Origin of the sequence: Microbulbifer pacificus (assembly GCF_033723955.1) — a bacterium.
GTDB lineage: Bacteria > Pseudomonadota > Gammaproteobacteria > Pseudomonadales > Cellvibrionaceae > Microbulbifer > Microbulbifer pacificus.
The window spans coordinates 3151227-3175969 of sequence record NZ_CP137555.1 but is presented as its reverse complement, the minus strand read 5'-3'; the positions used below and the strand labels follow the sequence as shown (position 1 = coordinate 3175969).

General features: G+C 58.0%; 14 protein-coding genes. All 14 read right to left on the bottom strand.

The genetic code is table 11. The annotated features are described in order from the left end of the window. Nucleotides 1-28: 28 nt before the first annotated feature. A complete protein-coding gene (locus tag R5R33_RS13585) occupies nucleotides 29-11851 on the bottom strand; it encodes an isopeptide-forming domain-containing fimbrial protein (protein ID WP_318953241.1) in 11823 nt (3940 codons plus the stop codon). A 331-nt stretch (nucleotides 11852-12182) separates the two neighbouring features. Next, complete coding sequence (locus R5R33_RS13580; RefSeq protein WP_318953240.1) at nucleotides 12183-13559, bottom strand: AgmX/PglI C-terminal domain-containing protein; 1377 nt, start codon at nucleotides 13557-13559, stop codon at nucleotides 12183-12185. A gap of 9 nt (nucleotides 13560-13568) precedes the next feature. Beyond that, on the bottom strand, nucleotides 13569-14144 hold the full coding sequence (locus R5R33_RS13575) for an ExbD/TolR family protein (protein ID WP_318953239.1): 576 nt from the start codon (nucleotides 14142-14144) through the stop codon (nucleotides 13569-13571). After that, on the bottom strand, nucleotides 14141-14731 hold the full coding sequence (locus R5R33_RS13570; protein WP_318953238.1) for an ExbD/TolR family protein: 591 nt from the start codon (nucleotides 14729-14731) through the stop codon (nucleotides 14141-14143). Before R5R33_RS13570 ends, R5R33_RS13575 begins: the two co-directional genes overlap by 4 nt. Beyond that, nucleotides 14731-15510: a MotA/TolQ/ExbB proton channel family protein gene (locus R5R33_RS13565; protein ID WP_318955740.1), complete on the bottom strand. Its 780-nt coding sequence runs from the start codon at nucleotides 15508-15510 to the stop codon at nucleotides 14731-14733. The genes R5R33_RS13570 and R5R33_RS13565 overlap by 1 nt, the downstream gene beginning before the upstream one ends. A 94-nt stretch (nucleotides 15511-15604) precedes the next feature. Further along, complete coding sequence (locus tag R5R33_RS13560; RefSeq protein ID WP_318953237.1) at nucleotides 15605-15913, bottom strand: hypothetical protein; 309 nt, start codon at nucleotides 15911-15913, stop codon at nucleotides 15605-15607. Further along, a complete protein-coding gene (locus tag R5R33_RS13555) occupies nucleotides 15913-16509 on the bottom strand; it encodes a tetratricopeptide repeat protein (RefSeq protein ID WP_318953236.1) in 597 nt (198 codons plus the stop codon). Before R5R33_RS13555 ends, R5R33_RS13560 begins: the two co-directional genes overlap by 1 nt. Beyond that, complete coding sequence (locus tag R5R33_RS13550) at nucleotides 16509-19823, bottom strand: tetratricopeptide repeat protein (protein WP_318953235.1); 3315 nt, start codon at nucleotides 19821-19823, stop codon at nucleotides 16509-16511. The genes R5R33_RS13555 and R5R33_RS13550 overlap by 1 nt, the downstream gene beginning before the upstream one ends. Further along, a complete protein-coding gene (locus R5R33_RS13545; protein ID WP_318953234.1) occupies nucleotides 19816-21912 on the bottom strand; it encodes a tetratricopeptide repeat protein in 2097 nt (698 codons plus the stop codon). The genes R5R33_RS13550 and R5R33_RS13545 overlap by 8 nt, the downstream gene beginning before the upstream one ends. 2 nt (nucleotides 21913-21914) lie before the next feature. Beyond that, nucleotides 21915-22433, bottom strand: coding sequence for a hypothetical protein (locus tag R5R33_RS13540; RefSeq protein WP_318953233.1), 519 nt, complete (start codon nucleotides 22431-22433; stop codon nucleotides 21915-21917). Nucleotides 22434-22809: 376 nt separating this feature from the next. Then, the gene (locus R5R33_RS13535) at nucleotides 22810-23289 is read right to left on the bottom strand and encodes a molybdenum cofactor biosynthesis protein MoaE (protein ID WP_318953232.1); all 480 of its coding nucleotides are present in this window, start codon (nucleotides 23287-23289) and stop codon (nucleotides 22810-22812) included. A 1-nt stretch (nucleotide 23290) separates the two neighbouring features. Then, on the bottom strand, nucleotides 23291-23539 hold the full coding sequence (gene moaD / locus R5R33_RS13530) for a molybdopterin synthase sulfur carrier subunit (RefSeq protein WP_318953231.1): 249 nt from the start codon (nucleotides 23537-23539) through the stop codon (nucleotides 23291-23293). After that, on the bottom strand, nucleotides 23536-24027 hold the full coding sequence (gene moaC / locus R5R33_RS13525) for a cyclic pyranopterin monophosphate synthase MoaC (protein WP_318953230.1): 492 nt from the start codon (nucleotides 24025-24027) through the stop codon (nucleotides 23536-23538). Before moaC ends, moaD begins: the two co-directional genes overlap by 4 nt. Nucleotides 24028-24044: 17 nt before the next feature. Further along, a complete protein-coding gene (moaB, locus tag R5R33_RS13520; protein ID WP_318953229.1) occupies nucleotides 24045-24560 on the bottom strand; it encodes a molybdenum cofactor biosynthesis protein B in 516 nt (171 codons plus the stop codon). Nucleotides 24561-24743: the final 183 nt, after the last annotated feature.

The window sequence follows — 24743 nt, the reverse complement described above, 5'->3', positions numbered from 1 at the left end:
GCTAATTTATTTTTAGACGAGCGGAACATCACCGGGCGCCTCCCTGATCATCACTTCCGATCATGCGGTTAACACTGTGTTTGAGCCCGTCCAGCACATTGCCACGCGCGGGCGGCGCGCCACGGCGCCAGAAAATTTCGGTTTCGATATTGAGCGGGTAGCAGCAGTTCAGCGCCGCCCAGTCCTCGGCGATACGGGCCTTGATGGTGGCAAGGCGCGCGTCCACCAGCGACGGATCTTCGTTTTCCGCCAGATAGGACAGGCGCAGTACCGACGGTGCCTCCTGCAGTCGCTCCAGCAACAGTTCCGTGCGCGAACGCCACTGAGGACGCAGCTCACTGGTGCCGGGTTCGAATACTGCTTCCGCCAGATCCAGGCGCACGACACGGTGCAGGCTGGTACCGAAGTTGAACTCCAGCATCTTGCCTCGGGTGGCGCGCTGTACCCGCGGGTTTTCCGTGGTCAGGCGGTAGCCGCTCGGCAGGCTGCGGTCGTCCAGTTTCAGCACGAAGTTGGAACCGCGATCCGGGTTCGGCACCGCCGCACAGGTGATATGGAAACGACCGTGCGCGTCCGCGGTGGCTTTGAGACCGTTGGCGGTAACCACACGCGCACCGGGCACGCCGCCCTCACCTGCGTCCTGATAACCGTTCAGGTTCTTATCGTCGAACACCTTGCCGATCACATCGGTACAGTCGAAGGTCGGGTCCGGTACCACGCGCACGGTGGCCGACGCTTCGCCGGACGTCTGCTGGCCGGAGAGTTCGTTGAACATGCGCGCGCGGTTGATGTACTCGCCCTCGCCCACACCGGAGCCCACCACCAGCAGCAGTTTCATGCTGTGAGTCTGCTCCGGTTCTGCGCGGAGGCTCGGCCACTGCAGTTGCAGGCCGTTCACCTCCGGCTCCACCTTCACCCCATCCAGGTTCGCGGAACCGGCCACGTACTTGAAGCCCGCGGGGAAATAATCCACCAGCTGCAGATCCGTGAGCGGTACCGGCAGCGAGTTGCTGAAGGTGATGGTATAGGGCACCAGCTGGCTGCGGGTCACATTCAACATGGCCGCAGTTTTGGTCAGCGCGAGCGCGCCTTCCAATTGCGGGTCCAGCGCAATGTGGTTGTTGAACAGTTGGCTGCTGCCGGGCTGGTTGCTGTCATCCAGATTTACACGCAGGTAGTAATCGGTCTCGCTGCTGCGCGCATCCAGGTCGATGGAAGGCGGCAATACAGACAGCTGCACCTCGCAGTGATACGGGGTACCCGGGATCATGTCCGCGGCGCTGCCGAGGCACGCGGCCACATCGAAGCTACCGGTATCCACGCCAGTCTGCGGCGGAATGATCTGTGACGGTCCGGCGACGTAATCTGCGCTCGGCACATCCAACTCGATGAGGTAATCCGCATTGACCGCACAGGCCGCGCTGCTGAAGTTCACATCGAACTTGTAGAAACCACCGGTGAGGGTGACCTGGTTCTGCTGTTTGGGATCGTCAAAACAGCTGTCCGGCAGCGGCTGGCCACTGGACGCACCCAGCAACCGCACGCGCGCACCATTGACCGGCGCTCGCAGCACAGAATCGTAGATCACGCCATTCGGTGTAATCGGCAAATTCAGGTTCTGCGGGTTGCTGCCGGAGTCGATATAGATATCGCGGATCTGCTGCGGACCATTGGTGTAGTCAGAGCTGGCGGTGCCGAGGGAGGCAGTGGTGCCCACAGCGTTCGGCGCCAGGTAACGCAACTCGTAGCTGGCAACTGCGACATTGGCACCATCCAAATTCGGTACCAGACCTGCAAACTGGAAGTAGCCTTTGTCATCGCTCTGCACGGTTTCCAGCAAGGCATTGTTGTAATACAGCTCGACGCTCCAGTTGGTGAGCAGTTGCTCTTCGCTGTCGGTGGTCTCGCTGAAATTCACATCGTGCCAGAGGTAACCGGATAGATTGGCGATGCCCGGGGTACCGCCGATATCGATGGTCACCGTAGCCTCGTTGTAGGCCGGCGGATCATTCCATTTCACCTGGGCGGTGTTCACCACGGTGTACCCCATGGCCAGGTTCTCGCCCAGCTTGGCTTCGAAACGCAGGGTGATGGTTTCACTCGGCTGCAGGTCACCGTAGACGTTGCTGTAGTCCGCGGTGATCAGCGAGCCGTCCACCATCACGCCGTCCGCCAGGCCATTCAGGCGCGCAGAGTCCGCGACGTAAGTGAGCACACCCTCACCGGCCACCAGCAGGTCGTCGTAAATAGAGACCAGGCTCGCGGGCACCGCGCTGATGTTGGTTACACGCACGATGTACTCCAGCACCTTGCCGGATTCCGCGGCGCCGCCGCCAACAACCGCCACTTCCTTGGTAATGGAGAGCTGCTGCGCATCGCCGACCACCACTTCCGTGGGCTGCGCACCGTTACTGCTGTTGCCGTCCGCATCGGTGAGCGTGAGCGGCAACTCCAGGCTGTACACATTGCCCTGGTTGCTGATGATGGTGCCGCGCTCGGTATCCGCATTCACCATCACATCGAACACGATGGTGGCGGTCTGCGCGGTAGTGAGTACACCCTCACCTTCTGCCGGCAGCGGCGGTGTCAGGTCTTCACTGCTAATGGCAATGCCGGCAACCAGCGGGGAATCAACGCCGTTGTCCGTAATCGCAATGCCGTTCAGGGTCGTACTGCCGGCGACGTAGGTGGTGTGCTCCGGCACCAGATCCACGAAGCGCGCTTCAGTTGCATCTTTGCCGCCCAGGTTGGTGACGGTGATTGTGTAGCGCAGCACATCTTCCGGATCGACAATGCCGGTGGTCAGGTTATCCACAGCCAACTGCACGGTTTTCTGCGCGCGCAGCAGAGGCACGTTACCAACGATGTCGATGGTCGGGTCGTCCGCCACTTCGGTGGTGGGATCGTCGGACGGCTTCTCTTCCACCGGTACATTGCCGCTGCCAGCGCCGACACCATTGGCGAAACCCTGGTTGGAAATCAGCGTGCCGTCTTTGACGTTGTTGATGGTCACATCGAAGGTGATGATCGCGGCCTGGGCGCCGGATGCTGCCGGGTCTGCCAGTAGTTCACCAGTCTCGGAACCCGGAGACTGAATGACCAGAGTCTGCGTCAGCGGCGTGGTGCCATTCACATCATCCAGTGAAGCACCATTCAGGGTGGTAGAGCCGGCAACATAGGTGGTGTTGGCGGGCACCTGATCGCGCAGGCTCGCCTCCAACATATTTTCGTTGCCGATGTTTTCCACACGAATGGTGTAGCGCAGGGTATCGCCCGGCATCAGGCTGTCCGGCTCACCGGTAAGATCTTCGGAAATTTTCTCCACTTTCAGCAGCGGCGCGGATTCGATGATCACGCGGGTGGGGTCTTCGTCCCCTGCCACTTCCGGATCTTCCACGCCGTTGATGTTCGGATCGTCACTGACAAACACAGACTGCCCGGGCAACTGCAACTGGGCCTGGTTCAGCACCACACTCGCATTATCGATTACCGCCGCCAGCTGCACCTCGAATACGATCTCGATGCGGTCTCCCGCCTGCCCCGCAGGTGCCAGGCTCAGATTGCTCACGTCCAGCAGTCCCGCGCCGTTGGTACCGCCAGTGGCATCGCTGGCACTGCTGTCCGCGCCTGTCGGCAGGCTGACAATATTGAGAGTGCCAGATGCAAATGCCACAAATGCATTCAGGCTGCCGAGATCGTCCTGCACCTTGAAATCGTCGACTGCGACATCTTCCTCATTGGTGAGGGTAAGTGTGTAGCGCAACAGATCTGCCGGGCTCGCATTGACCGCTGGATTTTCACTGCGAGTGATATTTTCCACGGTCTTCGCGAAGGCTACTCGGGGTACCTGGGCAGTAATGGTGAACGCATCTTCAAAATCCACCACACTCGGCGAACCATCGGTGATAGTGCGATCATAGCCACGGCGCAGATCCGCATCCGCGGGCAGGCCGAACCATTGCGTCGCTCCCGCAATATTCGTCAGCACCGCACCGTGTTCGGTGTCCATATCGAGATAGGCGTCGTAGGCCAGCTGCAGATGGTGGTCTGCAGCGACGGCGCCGCCATCACCGGTTGTGGTTACGATCAGGGTACAAGTGTTTACATCGTAACTGGTGGTGAAGTCGGTACCAGCGCTCAACGTACTGACAGAATTGCCCGCACCATCGAGAATTTCCGCGGTGATATTTTCTGGCGGCGTGGTGCACATACCGCCCTGCTCACCGCCGTCGCCGGCGCTGGGCAGAATATCGGTAAGGGTGATGCCGTAGGCAGTACCTTCCCCGGCATTGTGCACATCCAGCACAAAGCGGCCCGGTAGTCCCGCCTGCACGTTGGTGGGACCGGATTTATCCATAATGAGATCCGGCTCCACGATCGTGAAGCTGACATCGTTGCCACCGCCGGGCAGGTTATTGCCACCTTCTTCGTAGGTGAAGTCCGCAGTATTGGTTATTACGGTTCCCGCGATGGCGGTAGCCACGTCTGCCACCTGCGCAAAAATCTCGATTTCCGCTACGGTGCCTACGTCGATCGAGGGGATGTCAAAGGTAATAGTACCCGCGGCCTGGTCCACAACCGGCGTGAAGGCTTCACCGTTCAGGGTAGCGCTTTCGAACAGCACGATGTCACCGAGGCTGTCGAGAGTATCGATCACCTGTACATTGCGCAGTGCCACCGCTGTGTTGGCTACGCCCGGGACGGTAATGCGGTACTGAACCTGTTCGCCAACAGTTGCGGTACCGTCCGCAGGCAGCAACAGGGCTTTCACCAGAGGCTCAACTACCGCGGCCGCCGTGCTCATGACAAATGGCGCAGGCAGTTGTACCGGCGCGTATTTCTGGCCGCTGGTATCCGGCAGAGACCAGTATTCATCAATGACAAAGGTGTTCTGCCAGCTCTGGTCGCCACCGACGTCGGTGTGGAAACCGATATCGTAATTGACGGTGACGCACAGGCCAGGATCTACCGGAACCCCCAGTGCGAACACCATATTGCCATCGCGTCCAGCGGGCGGCGTGTAGGTGTAATCAGATTCAGCGACAGCCGTCCCATCGATAGCGACCTCAATATTCTGGATAGAAGCCTCATCCATTTCCCACGGCAGATCATCGGTGAGCTGCATATCGTAAGCCGGTGCGGCACCGCTGTTACATGCCTGCAGGCTGAAGCGCATGACATCATTGGCGATATCGCCGACCAGATAGGGGCTGCTGCGGCCATCGCGATCAATCTTGGTCAGGTTGTCGATTACCGGTTGCAAAACGGTCACGGTGACAGTGCTTTCCAGACTGGCCAGCACATCGGGATCCGTCGGCGGATTGCCGCTGCCATCGGTGTAGCTAAGGATCGCGGTATTGCTCAACGTGGTACTCGCAACATGGGGAATACCAGCGTCTTCCGTCACCCGCGCTACATACTCGATGATCAACGGCGCTGCCGTGCCCAGTTCACGGGTCACATTGCCAAAATTCCAGGTCAGCGAGGTATCGCCGGCGCTGGGCTGGCTCACCGGAGTGAACACATAGCCACCGGAAGCGTCGTCCACGGTGAACGACTCCAGCACCAGACCAGTATCCATGGTATCGGTTACCACAACCGCATTGGTGGTGCCGGGCTGAACATTGACTTCCAGGCGGTAGGTAACCGTGTCACCCACGCGCACGGTGCTGTCTGCCGGATCGTCGTAGCTGTCGCTGACCACCAGTTTCTGCAGGCCGCTGTTGTCTTCGGTATTGATGGACGCCTGCGCCGGCCCATAACAGTAATTATTCGGATCGGTAACGGTGGGACAGCCGAAACCGTGACGCTGGTATATATCCTGGCCGATGACGTTGTCATCCAGGGAAGACCAGTCCACATAGGCTTCGTTCATTACCGGTTGGCCGAACACCGACACAACGTTTGCGCGATAGGTAATTTCCAGGGTTTGCCCAAGCGGAAGATCCAAACCGTTGTCACCGTTCTCACGGCCCCACACCAACTGATCAGACGCGGGGGTTGCCGGAGCCGCAACGAAACCGGCCACTGGGCTGCCATTGATTGAGGCGGTCGGCGCAAATGACGCTTCGAAGCGTACTTCCGGCGGCAGAATATCCAGTACATTCAGGTCGAAAGCGTCGACGGTTGAGGCACCGGTGTGGCGAATGGTCAGCACATATTCCAGTACATCCCCACCCTGAGCGAGGCCAGCAGAGCCAGTGGTATTGGTTACGGCTTTAACGATTTCGAGATCGGGTTCCACCGCAGTAATTGCAGCAGTCGAGTCAGCGAGCGTTTCTTCCGCACCAGTTTGGCCATTGCTGTAATTCAGCGTGGCGTCGTTGCGCAGGCTGTCGCCAGCCTGGGTCTCGACAATTTCGTTATCGATCCGGGCGAAATAATGAATGGTGATGGTGGGCGAAACCGGAGCTGTACCGGCATCGTCCTCGCTCACCGTATCCACGGTACCGATATCCCAGACCACATCGCCGGTCGCATCTGAGGTGGGCACGCCATTGAAATTACACGCCCCATCGACAGGTGCGACGCCGTTGATCAGCTCAATGCCGACATAGCTACAGCTGATTTCGTAATTGGCATCGCGCGCCAATACATAAGTGGTACCCCCTGCTGCCAGGCTATCGGTAATACGCACATTGTTGCTGACACCATCGGGCACGGCGACTTCCAGCTGGAATTCACGGTGCGCACCAATAGTGCGGGTCTCGGCCGCAGTACCGTTTGCGGTGATGTCTTCTTTGGTGAAGGCAAGTGCAGCAAGCACAGTGTCTACCGTGTTACTACTCGCCTCGTAATCATTGATTGCATCACTGGCATGGGGCAGTTCGCCTACACGCTGTCCATCCAGCGCACCGTCTATTCCAATCTCGCCGACCGTATTGAGCGCGGTGCTCTGCCCCGGCAGAGAGGTCCAGGCCGCGTGGGCAATATTGCTCAGCTGCTGCAGTGGCTGCGCGGTATCGTCGATCCGCACCTGGAAACTGAATTCGCGGCTCGCACCCGGCACCAGTGGGTTTTCCGGGTTCCACACAAATACCGGGCGGTTGGCACCGAAGGTGGTGGTATCCACACTATCCGGGACCGTGGTTCCGGTAACGCTGGTATCGACAAACGTCATTTCACTGTCGAGCAGGTCATCCCAGAGTCGCAGGTTGTAGGCGTTGGCGGTACCGTTGTTGGTCGCGGTCAGGGTAATGGTAATGACATCACCAGCGTCCAGATCCGCGGTCGCATCCCAGCTCTTGGTCAGGGCGATAAGCGGCTCGGTGATTTGCGCCTCCACCTGGCCGTAATCCAGGCTGTGATCGCTGCCGCTTTCATCCCGCCATTCGAGGGTGGCGTTGGTGGCCGGCTGACCGTTGATCAGGGAAGTGCTGTCATTATTTGCGGCACTGTTCTGGACCCGGGCAACAAACTTCAACTCGAAGGTGAAGCGGTTAGGATCGCGGTCCGAAGAAGGATTGGTAAGCACCACGTCGCCGAACGACCACTGTACCTGGCTGTCGCTACATACGGGCGTGACATCACCCACATTGGAAAGATCCGGGCGTTTGAATCCGGCGGCGCTCCACGGAGCATCGGTACTCAGGTCGATGGCGGGGGCTTCCGTACACACCAGACCAGCCGGCAGTTGATCGGTTACGGTAAGGTTGCGCAGCTGCGCCACCGGCAGCTCGGCCGTGAGGGTGTATTCGATTTCCTCGCCGATTTTTACCGGCTGAATGCCACTGCCCACCAACGGTGTTTCCGACAGACCGGTGATGGTTTTCGGTTCGGTGGCAGGTTCACTGAAGGTCAGTGACGCTTCCGCTTCGGTATTGGTATCTGCCGCCGCAGGATAGGTGCGTGCGCCACCCAGTTCACCGCTGCCCGGCATAACCACAGTCTGGTTGCCGTGCTCATTGGCGCTGCCTTCCAGCGAATCGTAATAGGTTACTACGACGGTATTGGTAAGGACTTCCGACGGCGCAATACGATCGTCCGGATCGACCCGGTAATACATATATGCGCTCGCACCCGGCTCCAGCCGGCGCAGACCGGTACCGTCCACACCCTGGGTATGGGAGAAGGTAATGGTGGTCGGGTTGCCATCGTTCATGACGTTGCCGACGATAGAGCCTTCACCATCGGTATCCGCTGCGTCCACCAGGCCATCGCCATCGTTGTCGATGCCGTCAGCGTTCAGGTCTTCGATGAACAGCAAATCCGGCAGGGTATCTTCCACGGTCAGGTCATACACCGGCGGACGCGGATGGCCATCCGCTGCAGCCTCGCTGTTGACGGTAAGTCGATAGATATAGTCGTTGGTGGTCGACGCACCCTGATAATCCGCGTTCCAACCGGCCCCACAAGCTCCGCTTGCAGCGTTGAAATCAGCAGCCGCACAGATTTCCTTCACCACATTAATGAGTGGTTCGGCAATCACAACATCCACGCGGCGGATGGGCTCCTTGGGGTAACCCACGGTTTCACCACCGCCATAGCTGCCAAACTCGTACTCTTCCCAGATGCCTGTGTTGTTATTGAAGAAAACCCCTTTAAAAGAGGAGTCCAGCACGTTGGCGCTGTCACTGCCGTGCACGTTGGGCGCGGCGCGGTCGTTCTGAATTTTGTTCAATAAACGGCTGGTATTGTTGATCGTGAACCACTGATCGATGTCGATAACGTAGTCGCTATTCGGCGCGCCGGCAAAACCAGAGGCCTCGGTACCGGTAAAGCGCCAGCCAAACGGACTGAGTTCGCCCAGTGCAGTTGTACTTGGATCGTTCGGTGCCTGGGTAGCGCCGGCAATCTGGGGCGTAAACAGCGGCACGGTGCTGGAAATATAGCCCTGCCCGTTCGGGATCAGGTCCAGCACCTGAATATCGCGCACACCGATAAAGTTGAAACCGCGGGAATCGAAACCGAACCAGCCCCCGGTCTGGATGCGGACGGTACATTCCTCACCGACCTGCACATGCTCGGCGGGCTTGGTCTGGCCGGGGAAGGTATTCGCGGGGGCACGAGTGACCGCCGCGGTGTTTTCGTTACACACCCCGAGATCCGGCACACCACCAAAATTGCCGGAACCGGTATCTCCAGCGGTTACCTGGTCTTTTTTCAGGTTGAAGCCGATACCGCGTGACCAGTGTGCATCCAGTGAGTAGAGGTTGCCGCGATCCACCTCGCCATCGGTGCGTTTATTCCCTGCACTGTCGAGACCGGGAGCCGGGAACCACAGCGGATGGCCGTTGGTGATCCCAGTCGGGTTGTTCACCGTGATATTGGAAATACTGCGGTTACCGCCGTTGTTGACTTGGTTGGCATTGACGGTGTTGTAGTTGATCTGCGCCGGCGTAATGGCGAAATCGCTCAGGGTAAAAATTTCACCCACCACGTCTGCACGGAACGTCAGGTCGTCCGCGGCAACCCCAGCAGAGCTGGTCGTTTTATTCACCTCAAATTCGAAAGTGGCGCTGGCACCGGCGGCAAATGAAGCAGTGAACGGCGAACCGTCTGGCTGGCATTGATACACGGTGCCGTTGGTCGGCAGCAGCATGTGCATCTTGTCAACCTGGTCCGGCGCTGGGTTTACCGCCCACACCCTGTAGGGATCCGGGTGGCCCATAGGGCGGTCGTTGCCGTCCACACTGCTCTGGGTAATCGGTACCACCGCGCAGCTGAAACCCATCGGCGACGTGTTGCTGACCACATTGATGGTGGCACCAAAGCTGATGAACACACGGAAGTCACGCGCCTCGTCGCCACCGTGATTGCTCAGGGTGACCGACAGCGGTGTGGTCTGGCTGCGATCGTCGGTAATAATGAACGTCGGCTGGTCGATACTGACATCCAGCTCTTCCGGATCGAACTGCACCGGGGTGCCGGCACTGTTGGCCGCAAAGGTATCGTTCTGGCCATTGCCAGTCATGCGGGATTGCAGCAAACCCTGGGTATTACAGAGTGTTTTGATCTGCATCTCCACGATGTTGTCAAAACTGCTGAAGCCGCTCAGATCCGGATCGGTTCTTTCTCCGGGACGCTTGAACAGGGCAACAGCCGGGTCTTCCTGCAATACGTCCAGATCCGCGGCACGGTCGAAATACTCCGCCGCTTTCATCACCACCGCAAAGCGGATCACTACCACGTCCCCATGACGCATCAGGCCGGTACTTTCCTCGGCCTGATCGGCATCGGTATCTGTGGTGCTGCTGGTGAGCTTGAACTGCGGCTCGGAGTTGTTCAGGTAACTGGTGCTGTCACCGGTATTTCCAGGAATCGCGCCCTGGGCGTTGACCCACTGCAGGGTATCCACTCGCCCAAGGTATGGGCCGTAGAGGGAGTTTTGGGTTTCGATTCTGGGCGCGTAACTGGGGTCCACCACGTACTCATCCGGCAGTTCGTCGCGCAAGTGCCAGGCCATGGCAGGATCAAACCAGACGGTGCCGTGGCCTTCGTTGCGCAGAGTGATGGTCATCAGGCCGCGCATGCCCACCGGACCGGTGCCGGTGATACCGGTCAATTGGCGCTCCACGCGCAGGGCGTTGGTACCGCCGTTGAGACCGTAAAAGGTGTCGAGCAATGCCGTATCATCCTCGCCGGAATCAATTCCACCGGGCGGCGTCTGCACCGCACAACCAAATTCCACATCATTAAACGTGTTGGTCAAACGCCCTGAAGCGCAGGAGCCATTGCTGTGGATCTTGCCGACTACATAGAGATTGATATTGCCACCCTGACGAATATCAATGGCATCGGTCGAGGTGCCAGCGGTCACCGCATTTACGGTCGCCGCATAGGGGGCAGGAATGTTGTCGTTATGGCCGAAGGGGGCATCCAGGTCCCAGTCGTTCAACACGGTTCCAGTGGCAGCATCGGTGGCAATACAGGAGGAACCGCCGGTAGGTGTGCCATTGTTAGCCGCGGCGTTATTGGCATCTGTGACATTGGCGCACACATAATTCGCATCCATAACATCGGCACGACTTAGCACATCGTCGATCCGCAGGTCCTGCAGAGGCGCATCGCCGGTGTTCTGGATGTTGATACGCCAGACGATGTCGTCGTCGTTGTGACCGAATACCTGGTCGCTGCGGGTGCCTTCACGCTGTCCGCTATCGTAGTTCCAGCCCTGTTTGTTGAGCGAAATGGCCGGCTGGCGAATATCCACTGCGCCACTGTCGGTACCATCAGGGCGGGTGTAGCTCTGCCAGAAGTCGGTGGGATAATTGTCGGGATCCTCTGAGCCCGAGCAGCGGTTCCCACCACAGCCGTCGTACCAGGTGTTGTCGCTGCGGAAGTTTTCGCGCTGCCCCGGAGCATCGTTACAACTGTCCGCCATGGTGTAGCTGATTGTCGCTGTGGCTTGGGGGGTGGTGTTGTAAAGAGATTCAGGGCTGTTGTTGGGTGGACGGTGTACCGGGATGCGCAGTGTCACCGTCTGCCCGGGAGACAGGTCCGACATGTTGCTGAGGGTAACTGCGCTGGTGCCACTCAGGCTTCCTCCCAACGGAAGTACCGGCGCCTGCCCGGTATAAAGCTCCAGGCCATTATTCAGGGTGATCGTCAGACCGTTGGAATTATTGAAGTTAAGTGCCGGGTTTTGTGAGCCGTAGCTGGAATTACGGCGAGTTTGGGTTCTCGTATCACCGGATATGGTGACTACCCGTGTGTCATAGGGCTGATCACCATCGGCGTTTTCCCCCGCCCGATAGGGGTTGGTAATCTGCACATCCACATAGCCAAAGCCGCACAGCTCGCAATAGCTACTGCCCATCACATCCACGAGATTGGTGGGAGGGTTCTGCTCCCCGACCACACACATATTGCTGTACGCAGCCCACACCTGACCAGAGGCCAAAAGCAACATGACTGACAGCAACCACCGCACTGAATAACTCAGTGTCGCCAGTGCATTTCTGAAAGATTCTTGCCCTGTTACTTCAGACTTCATCGCTTTCCGCTGCCAGTCAAATTTGTGTTTGCCAGCTGCCGCACAGGCGACAGCACCGGGGAAGGGACCGGTCGCGGAACTTTATTGGAAGGGGGTAGCCGGCACCGTGAAGCAAGTCAAACTTGTGGCGCCGTGCTGGGAACTTTTTCTACGTTTGCCAAACAGTTCTCAGGCAAACTTCAGGTAATTTGTGAAGTAGCAAACACCCGCTCCAGCAGAAGCCGGAGCGGGTGTTTTTCATTGCCCACTACGCTGCAGGCAGGAAGTCGATCGGATAGAGAATGGTAATGGTCGGCACGCCGGCTTTTTCGCCGAAGCTGAACCGCTTCACCCGCTCCACGATCTGCGAGTTGAGCGCGGGGGAATCCATATCGCTGCTCTCGACTTTTGCCACGGATACCGAGCCGTCTGGCAAGATCGTAATTCTCAGTACCATTTTGCCCTGCAGTGCCGGGTTATTGCGCAACTCGCGGTTGTAGATCCGGTAGAGCGCCGACTTGTAGCGGTCGAAAACGATCTGAATCTCTTCATCAGTACGGGACGGGCCCATGCCATCGCTGAGTGGCCGCTCTTCGCCGGCAAAATCACCTTCAGAGCCAATACCACTGGACACTCGAGAAAAACTCACCCCATCCAGTGCCGTACCCACTCCGCCAGCATTGCGGCTGAGCGCGGCGGTATTGATACCGTCGGAGCCCGACTTGGCTGCGGCAGTAATCAGTGAACGCTGACTGCGGCTTTCCTGCTTGCCTGCGGTACTGAGCTGGGTCTGCTGACCGAGACGCTGGTCGAGATCGTCCTGGATCAACTCCTGGAAGTTGTCCTTGAACGCCAGTACGCCGGCGCGCTCGACTTTCTTGCTGACCTGTTTTTTCTCAACATTGGATGGTTTGGGCTCTTCCTTCGCCACTTCCTGCTTCGGTTTTTCAGGCTCTTTCTTTTTCTCGTCCGGCTTTTTCACCACCTGCTCGGGAGGTGGTTTGGGTTTGGTTTTTTTCTCCAGCACGAGTTTGGCGAGTCGCTCGGGTACTTCTACCACTTCGGTCTCATCTGGCTCAGGCAGTTGCCACATATGGATACCGAAGCCGAGGAAGAAGGCCAGTAACAAACAAGCCAGCACACTGATTCGGAAGCGGCGATCGTCTTCGCCACGATTCCACGGCATGATTGCATCACGGAAAGCGGAATTACCCAGCTCGCGCGTTACTTCATACTCGTAGTGAACATCTTCTTCCGCCTGGCGAATCTCCCGGAACTCTGCATCCAGATCGAACAGATCATCGCGGAAGTCTTCCATCTGATCCTGGAGCTTGCGCTTGCGCTCGTGCAACAGGTCGAGATTGGCATTGTAGATACTGACGGTTTTCTGCAGCCGGTGAATCAGCGCTTTCGAAGCATCCTGTTTGTAATGCTCCGCCCAGAACAGATCGCCGGCACCGGCTTCTTCGAGCTTGCCGAGACGATCGGAAATTTCGTCCAGCAACTGGTGCTTGGCCTCATCCCGCCGCAGCGCATCCAGCTTGCCATCAACCTGACCGTACTCGCTCTCGAGCACGGCCAACTGCTGGCGAACCGCTTCCTGTTTCGCTGTCAGTGCCTGTTTTTGTTGATGAAAATTATTCACAAACGCTCACTAACTCTGAGATGCTTTTTGAATGACCGCCAGGGAAATGCGTGTATATCCGGCATTGGTACAGCTGGACATGACCTTTTTCAGCACACTGAACGGTACACCGCGGTCCGCGAGGATATTCACTTCCGGCGGCTCCGCCAGCAGTTCTGCGGCTTCGGCGGTGACGTCTTCACCTGCCGCGGCGCGCTCTGCCAGTGCGGCCTTGGCCTCCTCCAGCTCTTCGCCAGCCATGGTCATGGCCTTGCCCACTTCCTGGATCATCGCCTGCTGAATGGCCTCGATCACGAGCTCCTCACTCTGGAACAGCTCCCCGGTGGTCATCACCGGCTTGGCTTCGATCAGTACCTCGTCGTGGGTGACCATCAGGGTGACGGTTTCCCGCGGCTTGGATTCGACGATGGAGTCCGGCAGGGTGATGACCTTCGGCGCTTCAATGGCTTCGTTGCTGGAACTGTTGGTCAGCAGGAAAAACACCAGAATGGTGAATACATCCATCAGCGATGTGAGGTTCATCCCCGGTGTCTTGCGCTTGCGGCTGCGCGCCATGCGCTTCATGCGTCTGCTTTCACGTTTCACGGCGCGTCTCCCAGGGAAATATCGGGGAAGAGTTCCATTGCTTCAGGCTTCGCGTCAGGACTGGGCGCAGTCCCATCTTCCGGTGTTGGCATGACATTGGCGCTGCGCACGGTATCCATGACACCCACAAGATGTTCGTAAGCCACCTCCGGCTCCATCAGCAATGTGGAGTCGGTTTTGTCCGGATAAGTCTGCTTGATCCGAATCAGGTACTCTCGCAGCTGCGCCAGGTCGTACACATCTGCGGTCGGCGGCACAATCGGCATCCCGTACTCGTCGAGCTGGACTTCAGCTTGCGCAGTGTCACTTTCACCCGCTTCATCGCGATTCAGATTTGGGAACCGCGCCACGACTTTGCTGCCGTCACTGATTTCCAGTACGTCTTTGCGCACCACCACTTCCAGCGTCACACCAGGGTCATCCGCTCCACCACCGGCACCGGTGGGCATATTGAGCTCGAGAATAGTGACCCGGGAAAACACTGCGGATACCAGCAGGAAGGGCACCAGCACCACCATCAGATTGAGGAAGGCGGTGATGTCCAGTTCCGGCGCTTCTTTGGATCTGCTGTGACGCCTGTTTCTCATCACACAGTTTCCAGCTTGGAATTTTTATCGGTGCTGGCCGCTGTAGAAGCCGCTTTCTGTTGTACCTGCTGAGTCTGCTGCACATCGCGGTTCACCGGTTTTGACACGGCCGGGGCCTGCTCATCCTGGGCGGCATCACTGCGGCGACGGGTTCCTGAAGACATGATGTTCAATGCCTTGACGGACACCATTTCCAGGCTGTCAACGATCTGGCCGGTGAGGGAGTTGAGCAGCGCATGCACGATCAGCAGCGCAATACCCACCATCAGACCGAAGGCGGTGGTATTCATGGCCACGGAAATGCTGGCCGAGAGCAGGTCGGCCTTTTCCGCGGGGTTGGCGTTGGCTACCGCGGTGAAGGCCTCGATAAGCCCCATGATGGTACCGAGGAGGCCGAGGAGCGTGGCAATGTTGGAGCCGAGCGCAACATACGGGGTGCGCTTTTCCAGTTGTGGAATGGTCTCCATGATGCTTTCTTCCATGGCGATTTCGATGTCTTCGCGGCGACGCACAGCGCCCTGACGCTCGAGACCCATGGCGAGCAGGCGACCCACGCCGGTGTTGTCGTCCTTGACCAGGTTGCGCGCGCGGTCAAAGTCGCCGGTGTTGAGTACCGGCTGCAGTTTCTCCCAGGCGGCGCGGTTGGTGTGACGCTCGTAGACGAGACGAATATAACGCTCGATCGCTACCGCGGCACCGAGCGCGAACACCACCAGAATGGGGTACATGAACGCACCACCAGTCTGAAAAAACGCGATTACGCTGTTCAAGAAATCCATCACATGCCCTCTTGGTTTTCTTTCCCGGGTCCGCGGTTTTTTCCGCTTTGCCTGGCTTTGACCTTTGCGGTCGTTTTTTGGTTAAAAAAATAAATTAATCTTCGGTGAGACTGAGCTGGTAGAACTCAAGCTCCCTTGAAAAGACTTCTTTGTCCAACGGCTGCAGCCTCGGGTCCAGCAGGCTGGAGTTGAGACCACTTTCCACACCCACTTCCGAGCTTTTCCACGGAACGATGTAAAGAGATTTTGGCGCTTCTTTGTTGCCGATAATCGAAATACCGGACAACTCCTTCACTTCCTTGTCGACCTTGTTTTCACCGTCGCTCTGTTCTTCCTGTGCATTAGCCGTAACCGCGGTGATCAGCAGGGCAAGCATTGCCAGTTTTTGCATTTTACTGCCCATCAGTTGGCTCTCCGCTTGAGGTCCGTTACCCAGATGGCGACCTTGGGATCTTCAGGTTGATATTTCAGGTACTGCTCGAATTGTGCGAGTGCACAATTCACATCCTGAAGATACAGGTCGCACAGGATGCCGAAATTTTTGATCAGCGGCAGATTTTCCGGATGCAGCTGTAACGAATCCCTATAGGTCTTTTTGGCTTCATCAAAACGTCCCTGGCGGCGGTAGAGAACGGCGAGCTCGTTGCTGGCTACCGGGTCCAGAGGAGCTGCGCGCAGCGCCTGCAAGAAGGATTCTTCCGCGTGCTTTTCATCACCTGCCTTGTAATAGGCGATGCCGAGGTTGACATAGGGAGCGGACAGGCGCTGCTCACGTTCAACGACGCTCTCCAGTAACTCAATGGCCTCGGGGTAGCGTTCGCCCTGCAGGTATTCCACGGCCCGCAGGAAGTCGCGGTTGACACTGCCAGAAACTTTGACGCTCAAGGGGTCGACCGGGCGGATTGAGGTTTGCGGGCCGCTGGCACAGGCGCTGAGCAACAGCGCAAGTACACACAGGGATACGCGCAGCAGGTTGCCTTGAGTGAGGATATGGTTCATCAGCCCTGGTCCTCCTCGGATTCATTTTCAGCAATGATGGATTCGGGCACTTGTGGCAGTGGTTTCCCGGTTGCCTCGCCACCGGCTTCGTCGCCGGTCGCTGGTGCGGTGCTTTCCAGCACCTGCTGTTCCGCCACCTGTTGTGCTGGGATCAACGCATCCGGTGTTTGCGGTACCGGCACGATGGTCATGACGATATTGTCGGCATCCTCCGTGCGCTCATATCTTGCGGGCACAAGGTCGGCGAGCTGTTCGATACTTTTAACCACCCAGTTGTTGTAGATGCCCGCGACCATCAGACTGATGTTTTTCTCATGTACGGAGATGGCACGCTCTTCGAACGGATAGATCTGCTCTTCCAGTGCCAGCTCGTAGTCCTCCAGTTCCATCGCGTCGAGGTTGGTCGGGCGCTCGGATTCTTTCAGGGCGCGACTGAAGTGCAGATAGATTTCGCCAAGGTAGTAAGTCGCCGCAGCGGTGACATCGGCCACCTGATAATCGATCAGATCGGTAAATGCGGTTGTAGCGGCCTTCATACGGGTGCGCTTGGTGTTGAGATTTTGCTCCAACGGCGCGATCAGGGCGATTTCCGCAAAAGACTCGAACTTGGGCTCGGCCAGCTTGAGTGCGGCATTACCGGCGAGGTAGCGAGTGCGGTCATTACGCTCGTTACCGCCGCGCAGTTCAGTACGCACCATCTCGTCCAGGGTATTGAAGTAGGCTGTCTGGTTGCCGCTGTTGTGATAGATATCGGCAATTTTCCGCTGCGTCTCCAGTGCGGGCTCCATTGGGCGCGGGAACAGCTGGACATAGCGATTGAGGGCCGCCAGCGCCTTGTCGTAACTCTTGGCTGCACTGTACAGATCCGCGGCCTGGGTCAGCGCTTCGCGGCGCACATCGTCGTCTTCCGATTCGCGCTCGATACGCTCGAACTCGGCCGCAGCCAGCAACAGCTGGCCGCTTTCCTGGTACACCACCGCAAGTTTTTTGGTGACTTCCTTTTGCAGCTCGTGCTGCGGGTGATTGCTGCGGAACGCCTTCAGTACATCGGCGGCACGGGCCCAGTTTTCCAACTGGATCAGGGAAGCCGCGGCGTCGTACTCGGCGGTGGCGAGAATACTGGCACCGGGGGCGGCGTTGCGAATGCGCAGGAAATGTTCCGCTGCTGCCAGATGGTCTTCGGCTTTGCGCGCCTGGTCGCCCTGCTGGTAAATGGAACCGGCCAGGTTGTCCACCAGATCCGGGCGATCCTTGGCATCGGCAGCGGTCAGATTCAGTGCCTGGCGATAACCGGTTTCGGCATCGGCATAGAGTTCGGTGTCAAACGAGGCATGGGCCACAAGAATCCAGGCAGAGCGAATGATCTGCTGGTCCGCCGCCGGGAATTTTTCCAGCAACAGGCGGCCATTCTGGATGGCCTCCGGGAAGCTCTTCAGCTTGTACAGGTCGTCAACTGCACCCAGCAAAATCTGTGGCGCCTTGCTGTGCTGCGCGAAGGTTTCCGCAAAGGTGAGCGACGAGCGGATGATTTCTTTCTGTACCGCGGTCTTCTCCGCGGTACTGCCATTGGCGAGATCGTTCTTCAGGTGTTCGCGGTAGGCGAACACCGCAGCGTAACCCGCCTCGCTGGCATTTTCGTTGGTGGCGTGGCCACTGTAATGGTATGCGGTGCGTTCATACTCTACCGCCGCATTGAGGAAATCCTTGTTTTCCAGCATCAGGCCGGCGAGCTGGTAATTGATTTCCGGCGCCTTGGGTTTATCCGCAAAGGACCCGAGGTAACGGCGGTACCAGTGAATGGCCTCGAGATAGTTTTCGCTGCGCTTCGCGGCGTAATCCTGATCCTTGGGTTTCACGTTCTGGTAGGCAGCGTGATAGTGGCTCGCCAGGTCGATCAGGTTGGTCTGCAGGAATTCCACCGCGGCGGCATATTCCTGAATATCGAACACGGTCCAGTACTGCGCATCCAGGGCGTAGGTGTTGGCGAAAGCCTTTTTCGCATCCAGTACCAGACGTGGGAATCCGCCCTTCTGATAGATTTCGATTACACGGATAGAGAAGTCCGGGGCCACCTTGTGCAGCGGGTTGCGCTCCACAAAGACGTTGTAGGATTCCGCCGCATCCTGGTAGCGGCGCTTGTCGAGATAGTACTCGCCCAAGTGGCTGTAAACGTAGGACTCATAGTCCCGCGCACCCTTCTGGGTAAAGTAATCCACAATGGATTCCGCACCACCGAGATAGGAGAAGCTCAAGCTGATAACGCGGAAAGTATCCTCGATATGCTTGCGCTCGGTCTCGTTGGTCTGCTGCTCGAAGTCGTATCCCTGGGCCACCTTGTAATCGAGCATGCGCACGAAATCGTCGAGCGCCATCTCGTACATATCCTGCTTGAACAGTGCCCAGCCACGCTTATAGACCGCCAGCTCGTAAAAACTTGAGCCTTCGCCCATGTCGACTACACGACCGTAGGACTCCTCCGCATCGAGATACTTCTTGCGGGTGAAGTAGTACTCACCAAGGCGGAAATAGGACTCATCCAGGTGGCGGGACGCGGGGTACTTGGCAACAAGCTGGCGCAGGATTGCGACGGCCTCTTCGATCTCACCGGTCTCTTCATAGGCGCGGGAGAGCTGGTACATGACCTGGTCATTGCGCTCGTACTGCGGATACTGCACCAGCAGTTTTTTATACAGGGCGATGGCTTCGCGGGCATTGGCGGCGAGCAGTGCGTCCGGATTGTCGCCCGCAACGCTGGCATCGGCCCCACTCTCTAACCCGCTCAGGTCCACTGCACCACTGGCGCGGGACTCGAAGTCGGACTGGCTCTCGCCCTTGATGTTGGCAACACCGTCCAGTGCGGCTTCAGAAGTATTTGCACTGGTGATGACACCGGCCACTTGCGGCGCATCCAGATCATTGCGCGCGGCAGCGGCCTTTTTACTGGCGAGCTGGTTGGCCGCCGCAACATCCGCCTCCGACAGGATGCGGGTTTCGCTGCTGCGCGGCAGTATCCCCTCTTCCGCACGATGCGCCTGCTTGATTTTCAGGTCGGCAATACGGCGGATCGCCTCCGGTGTAAGTGCGGTTTCCGGGGTTTCCTGCAGGTATTTCTGGTAACTCGCCAGTGCCTTTTCCAGGCTGCCATCGATGTGGGTTTCCTGGATCTTGATGTCCACCTTCTGCAGACTGCCGATGGTGTTACCGCTGTTGCTGGCACAGGCACTCAGCAACAGCGCCGCAGAGGCGACGGTCACCAGGCTGAGGGTATTCACGGGCAGACCCAGTCGCTTTTTGTACATTGGCCGCTTATTCATCGCCTGCGGGCTCCATGTCGTGCTCTGGTGCTTCCAGTTCTGGCGGATTGTCCGTGGGCAGGGGTTCGCCATCCGGATTCGCCACAGGTTCGGACGGCTTGCGTTCAGATTCTGCCGGCGCAGACTGCTTCAACTGCTCTACTTGCTGCTGATATTGCTCGACCTTGCGAGCATCCGCGCGCTGCTCCTGCAGCTCGTTGGCGCGGTCGTAACTGTCGGCCAGGGCGAAGCGGGCCTTGATCTGGTAACTCTCCAGCTGCGCACGGCGCTGATCCAGCTCGTTGATCGCCAGTTGCTCCAGCATGCGGCCCTGACGCGCCATCAGTTGGTCAATACGATCCTGGGCGCGATGGAGGCCGCCGCGCAGGCTGGCAATCTGGTCGGTATATCCTTCGTAACTGTGGGTAGCCGCCTGGCGGCTGCGCACGTAGCGCTGGTAGGTTTCCTGCAGGGTGGCGACTACGGTATCCAGCTCCTGCAGGTGTTTGTAGGCTTCCGTCAGGCGCTCATCAAACTCGCGTGACAGGCGAAACTTGAGCACCCCTTCAAGACGGGCGATGCGCGCCTCGGTCTCCTCGCTGTTGAGACTGGGGTTGTAGGCGAGGATTTCACGGATCCGCTGCAGCATCAGACGGGATTCGGTCTCGTCACTTTTCGCCAGCAGTTCCGGGCGTCGATTGATCAGCAGGTTCTCGATGCGCGCGGCCAGGTGCTGGCGCTGCTCCATACGCATCTTGATGCGGGCGTCGACCTGGCGGAACTGCACATCCAGCCCCGGCAGAATCGGCTCGTAGTAACCGCGCCGCAGGGCGATGATTTCCTCAAAGGAATCCAGACTCTGCAACCAGTCATTATTGCGTTCCAGCAGGTCGTTCAGATCCTGATAATTGCGCAGGAATTCCTGATAGTCATTGGAGGCCATCAGGTCCAGCAGGTAATGGGTTTCCGGGGCATCCGGCAACTTGCGCAGTTCCACCACCCAGTTTTTTACCTGGCTGGCTTCCTTGCGGCGCAGCGCTTCCAGCAGCTTGCCCTCACGGATACTGTGGATGGACTGGGTGAGCACGTCGACCTGCGCACCGAACAGGTCCAGCGCATGGCCGTAATTCACCGCCGCAGTACTGTGCACATCCAGTTTGCCGTAGGCCAAGGGCACCGCGAGCATCGCTTCCTGCACCGATGCGTTGGTGGGCTGGCGCTCGGTGAGTAGCTGCCAAGGCACCAGTGCGCGGTCATAACGGCCCGCATTGGCTTCCACCCAGCCGGCACCCAACAGGGCCTGATTGGAGAAGGGGCCGGAGAGCTGCACACGATCAAAATAAGTGCGCGCGCGCTCGTAGTCCTTGGATTCCATCAGCTGGAAACCGAGCAACAGATTGGTTTTATCCTGCAGCGCGCCCATGGCATCAGTGCCGCCGGCGTTGCGCCCGAGGCCGTCCAACTCCAACACACCTTTCTCGGTATCACCCGCCTTCAGCAGTGCGATACCCAGGTTGTACTCCACAAAGCCTGCCAGGGACTTCTCGCCCTTGAGGTCTTTCAGCAGTGCCACCGCTTCCTCGAAGCGACCCAGCTGCATGTAAACCCGTGCACGCAGGAACTGTTCGTCCGCACGCACACGCTCGGGCACCCGCCCCTCGATCAATTCGAGTGCATGCAGGGCATCGGCAAACTGTTGCTTGTGATAGTGAATTTTTGCCAGGCGGAAGGCGGCTTCGTTTTTGATGGGCTGCGGCACATTGCCTTTCAGCACCTGTTCCATCGCGCGGCCGGCATCCCGATGCATACGATAGGAAAGCTCGAGGTCCCCTACTGCGAATTCCGCCTGGCCGAAATGCAAACTGAACGGGTCCAGCTCCGGATCGTCCAACAGACGGAACTGTTTGAGCTCGGTATCCAGCTCGGTAATCGCGTCGAAATATTTATCCTGATGCGCATTGAACAGTGCCTCACCGAAAAACAGATCGCGCAGTTTTTCGGTGTGGAGCGCTTTGGGATCGGGATCTACAGGGGCTTTGGCCTGCGCAGAAACGGCGCACAGCGCAGACAGCGCTGCCCCGGCAATCGCACTGGCCAGACGGGAATTCATGCTTACCAGTCCTTGAAGTTGATAGCGGACTGGTTGCCGGCAATCTGGATCTCAACGAATTTGGGCCCCACGGCCTTGTCAACGCTGTAGCTGGCCGTCGCGCGGTACTCTTTGCCGGACTTGGACTTTCCGAAATAGGTCACTTCCAGCGGGTGCGCGCCGGTCTGCACATTGGCGGTATGGATACGCTGTACACCGCCTTGCTGCAGGGCTTCGATTTCACGGTAGGTGTAGAGATGATGGGCGACGATCTGGCTGTCGAGCTTCACCTCAATGGATTCCAGGCTGAACTCGCTGCTATCCGGCAGGGAGACAAACAGGGCCACCTGGGTGTTGGAAGGGAACAGCAGTTTTTCTTCAAGACGATTGAGTTCGGACGTGAGACTGATTACATCTTTCTTCACATCCTGAATCTGCTCATCGAGACCACGGATTTCTTCGCGACTTACCTGGCTGGCCTCTTGTGCCTCGGACACCACCGCCAGCATCAACAAAGCGGTTGCCATCAGAATTCTGTACATATCCCTTTTTACCTCGAACCCCAACCCTTAATTGGCCGATTAAGACCGACCATAAAAATCCGACCTACGTCGGATATGAGTACTCAGCGGAGCAGATTGTATTGCAAGCAATACGGGGGGATATGTGAGGCGCTTCAAAACTCGCGCACAGAGTTGGATAAGAATTTTTTCTTAAAATTCAAAGGCAAAGAGGAAAAAGCTCGATAATGTGACAGGATTCACGACCACTTAGCAAAGCGCTCCTGTGCGCAGGGTCACAGTTTTTGCCGAACTCGCGGAACCATATCAAGTTCCGCGTCGTTATAAGGTGATTACGTCAATAAATTCGCGGGCAAGCGACTGAGCAAGTGCTTACTTTTACGGGGCAAATATTTCGCTACCATTTTTTCAGTGCATCTTCGTCGCTGTGGCGAGCCTGCACCCAACTGCCTGCCTCTGCCCCCTCACCAATTTCCTTCTTCCAGAAAGGTGCGCGACTTTTTAGGAAATCCATGATAAACGCACAGGCGTCCATTGCGGACTGGCGATGGGTGGAGGTGGCCCCGACAAACACGATCTCTTCACCCGCGGTTAACGGCCCGAAACGATGGATCACCCGCACCCGCCCCAGCGGCCAGCGTGCGGCGGCCTGACGGGCGATATCGGTGAGCGCCGACTCCGCCATACCCGGGTAGTGCTCCAGTTCCAGCACAGCTACCGGGTTCTTTTCCCCCGACTCTGCCGGGGAAAAATCCCGTACATTGCCCACGAACATAGCGGTAGCACCATCCACATAATTTCCGCTGCGCAGGTGCTGGTATTCTGCCCCCGGGTCGAAGCCTGCGGCCTGAACCGAGATGGATATTTCCGCAGCCACGTCAGCCTCCGGTTACCGGTGGGAAGAAGGCGACTTCGTCGCCGTCTTTGATCGCAGCATCCATGTTGGAAAGTTGCTGGTTCAGCGCCACCTGCAATAGTTCATTGGCCAGTGCCGACTGCCAGTTGCTGCCTTTTTGCGCGAGTTTACCGCGCAACTCTTCAATGCTGGCGATACCTGCCGCTTCCGCTTCCAGTCCGTCGCAGCCCAGCTGTTCCCGCAGGCTGGCAAAGAACAGTACCTTGATCATGCATTGCCCCCATTACTTTCAGGAGTCCAGTGTCCGCGCTTGCCACCTGTTTTCTCCTGCAGTCTAGTGGGGCCGATGACCATGGCCGGGTCGACGGCTTTGCACATGTCGTAAATGGTAAGTGCGGCCACGCTCGCAGCGGTGAGCGCTTCCATTTCCACACCGGTGCGGCCGGCAAGGCGGCAGAAGCTGGAAATGTTTACGGTGTTGGTCGCGTCCACCAGCTCGAAATCCACCTGCACTTTGGTCAGTGCCAGAGGATGGCACAGGGGTATCAGGTCGGCGGTTTTCTTGGCGGCCTGGATGCCGGCGATACGGGCGGTGGCGAGCACATCGCCCTTTTTGTTGTTGCCGGCTTTCAGTTGTGCAAAGGCTTCCGCGGACATGGCGACGGCGGATTGGGCGCGCGCGGAGCGGTCGGTGATGTCTTTGTCGGTGACATCTACCATGCTGGCTTCGCCCTGTTGGTTCAGGTGTGTGAGGGTCATATAAATTCTGGATTTCGTTATTTCGTGAGGTAGCCGACGAAGTTGCAGGGTGTGTGGCTGGCGGTGAGTTGTTCTTTCAGCAGTTTGGTCCAGCCGGTTTTGCAGGCGCCGGTGGAACCGGGCAGACACGCGACCAGTGTGCGGTTGGCGATGCCGGCGAGCGCGCGCGACTGGATGGTGGAGGAGCCGATTTCCTCGTAGCTGATGGAGCGGAACATTTCGCCGAAGCCGTCGATGTGTTTGTCGAGCAGGGGGGCGATGGCTTCAGGCGTGGAGTCGCGGCCTGCGAAGCCGGTGCCGCCGGTGGAGATGATGACGTGGATGTTGGGGTCGGCGATCCAGGCGGAGACTTTGGCGCGCAACAAATATTTGTCGTCGATGACGATGGCTTTGTCGGCGAGGGTGTGGCCGTCTTCCTGCAGAGCTTCTACCAGGTATTTTCCCGAGGTATCGTTTTCTTCGGTTCTGGTGTCGGACACTGTGAGAATCGCAATATTGAGTTTCTGGTTTTTATCTACTGGTGCGTGGGACATTCTTTTTAGCTCCGTGCCTATGGGTGCTCTGCTTTGTGTTCGTGGCGGTTGGGCACCGGGGGCGGGTTTTCAGGACCGCTGTGAATACGTCCCTGTACGCTTCGTCGGCAACATCCCTGTTGCCGACGATCCTGAAAACCCGCCCCCGGCACCCCACCTTCAATTCAGGTTTTGGTACTTCGT

Coding starts and splice junctions, on each gene's coding strand:
- R5R33_RS13540 (WP_318953233.1), bottom strand. CDS start 22,433: ATGTACAGAATTCTGATGGCAACCGCTTTGTTGATGCTGGCGGTGGTG.
- moaB (WP_318953229.1), bottom strand. CDS start 24,560: ATGTCCCACGCACCAGTAGATAAAAACCAGAAACTCAATATTGCGATT.
- R5R33_RS13555 (WP_318953236.1), bottom strand. CDS start 16,509: ATGAACCATATCCTCACTCAAGGCAACCTGCTGCGCGTATCCCTGTGT.
- R5R33_RS13565 (WP_318955740.1), bottom strand. CDS start 15,510: ATGGATTTCTTGAACAGCGTAATCGCGTTTTTTCAGACTGGTGGTGCG.
- R5R33_RS13585 (WP_318953241.1), bottom strand. CDS start 11,851: ATGTTGCTTTTGGCCTCTGGTCAGGTGTGGGCTGCGTACAGCAATATG.
- R5R33_RS13570 (WP_318953238.1), bottom strand. CDS start 14,731: ATGAGAAACAGGCGTCACAGCAGATCCAAAGAAGCGCCGGAACTGGAC.
- moaC (WP_318953230.1), bottom strand. CDS start 24,027: ATGACCCTCACACACCTGAACCAACAGGGCGAAGCCAGCATGGTAGAT.
- R5R33_RS13550 (WP_318953235.1), bottom strand. CDS start 19,823: ATGAATAAGCGGCCAATGTACAAAAAGCGACTGGGTCTGCCCGTGAAT.
- R5R33_RS13560 (WP_318953237.1), bottom strand. CDS start 15,913: ATGGGCAGTAAAATGCAAAAACTGGCAATGCTTGCCCTGCTGATCACC.
- moaD (WP_318953231.1), bottom strand. CDS start 23,539: ATGATCAAGGTACTGTTCTTTGCCAGCCTGCGGGAACAGCTGGGCTGC.
- R5R33_RS13545 (WP_318953234.1), bottom strand. CDS start 21,912: ATGAATTCCCGTCTGGCCAGTGCGATTGCCGGGGCAGCGCTGTCTGCG.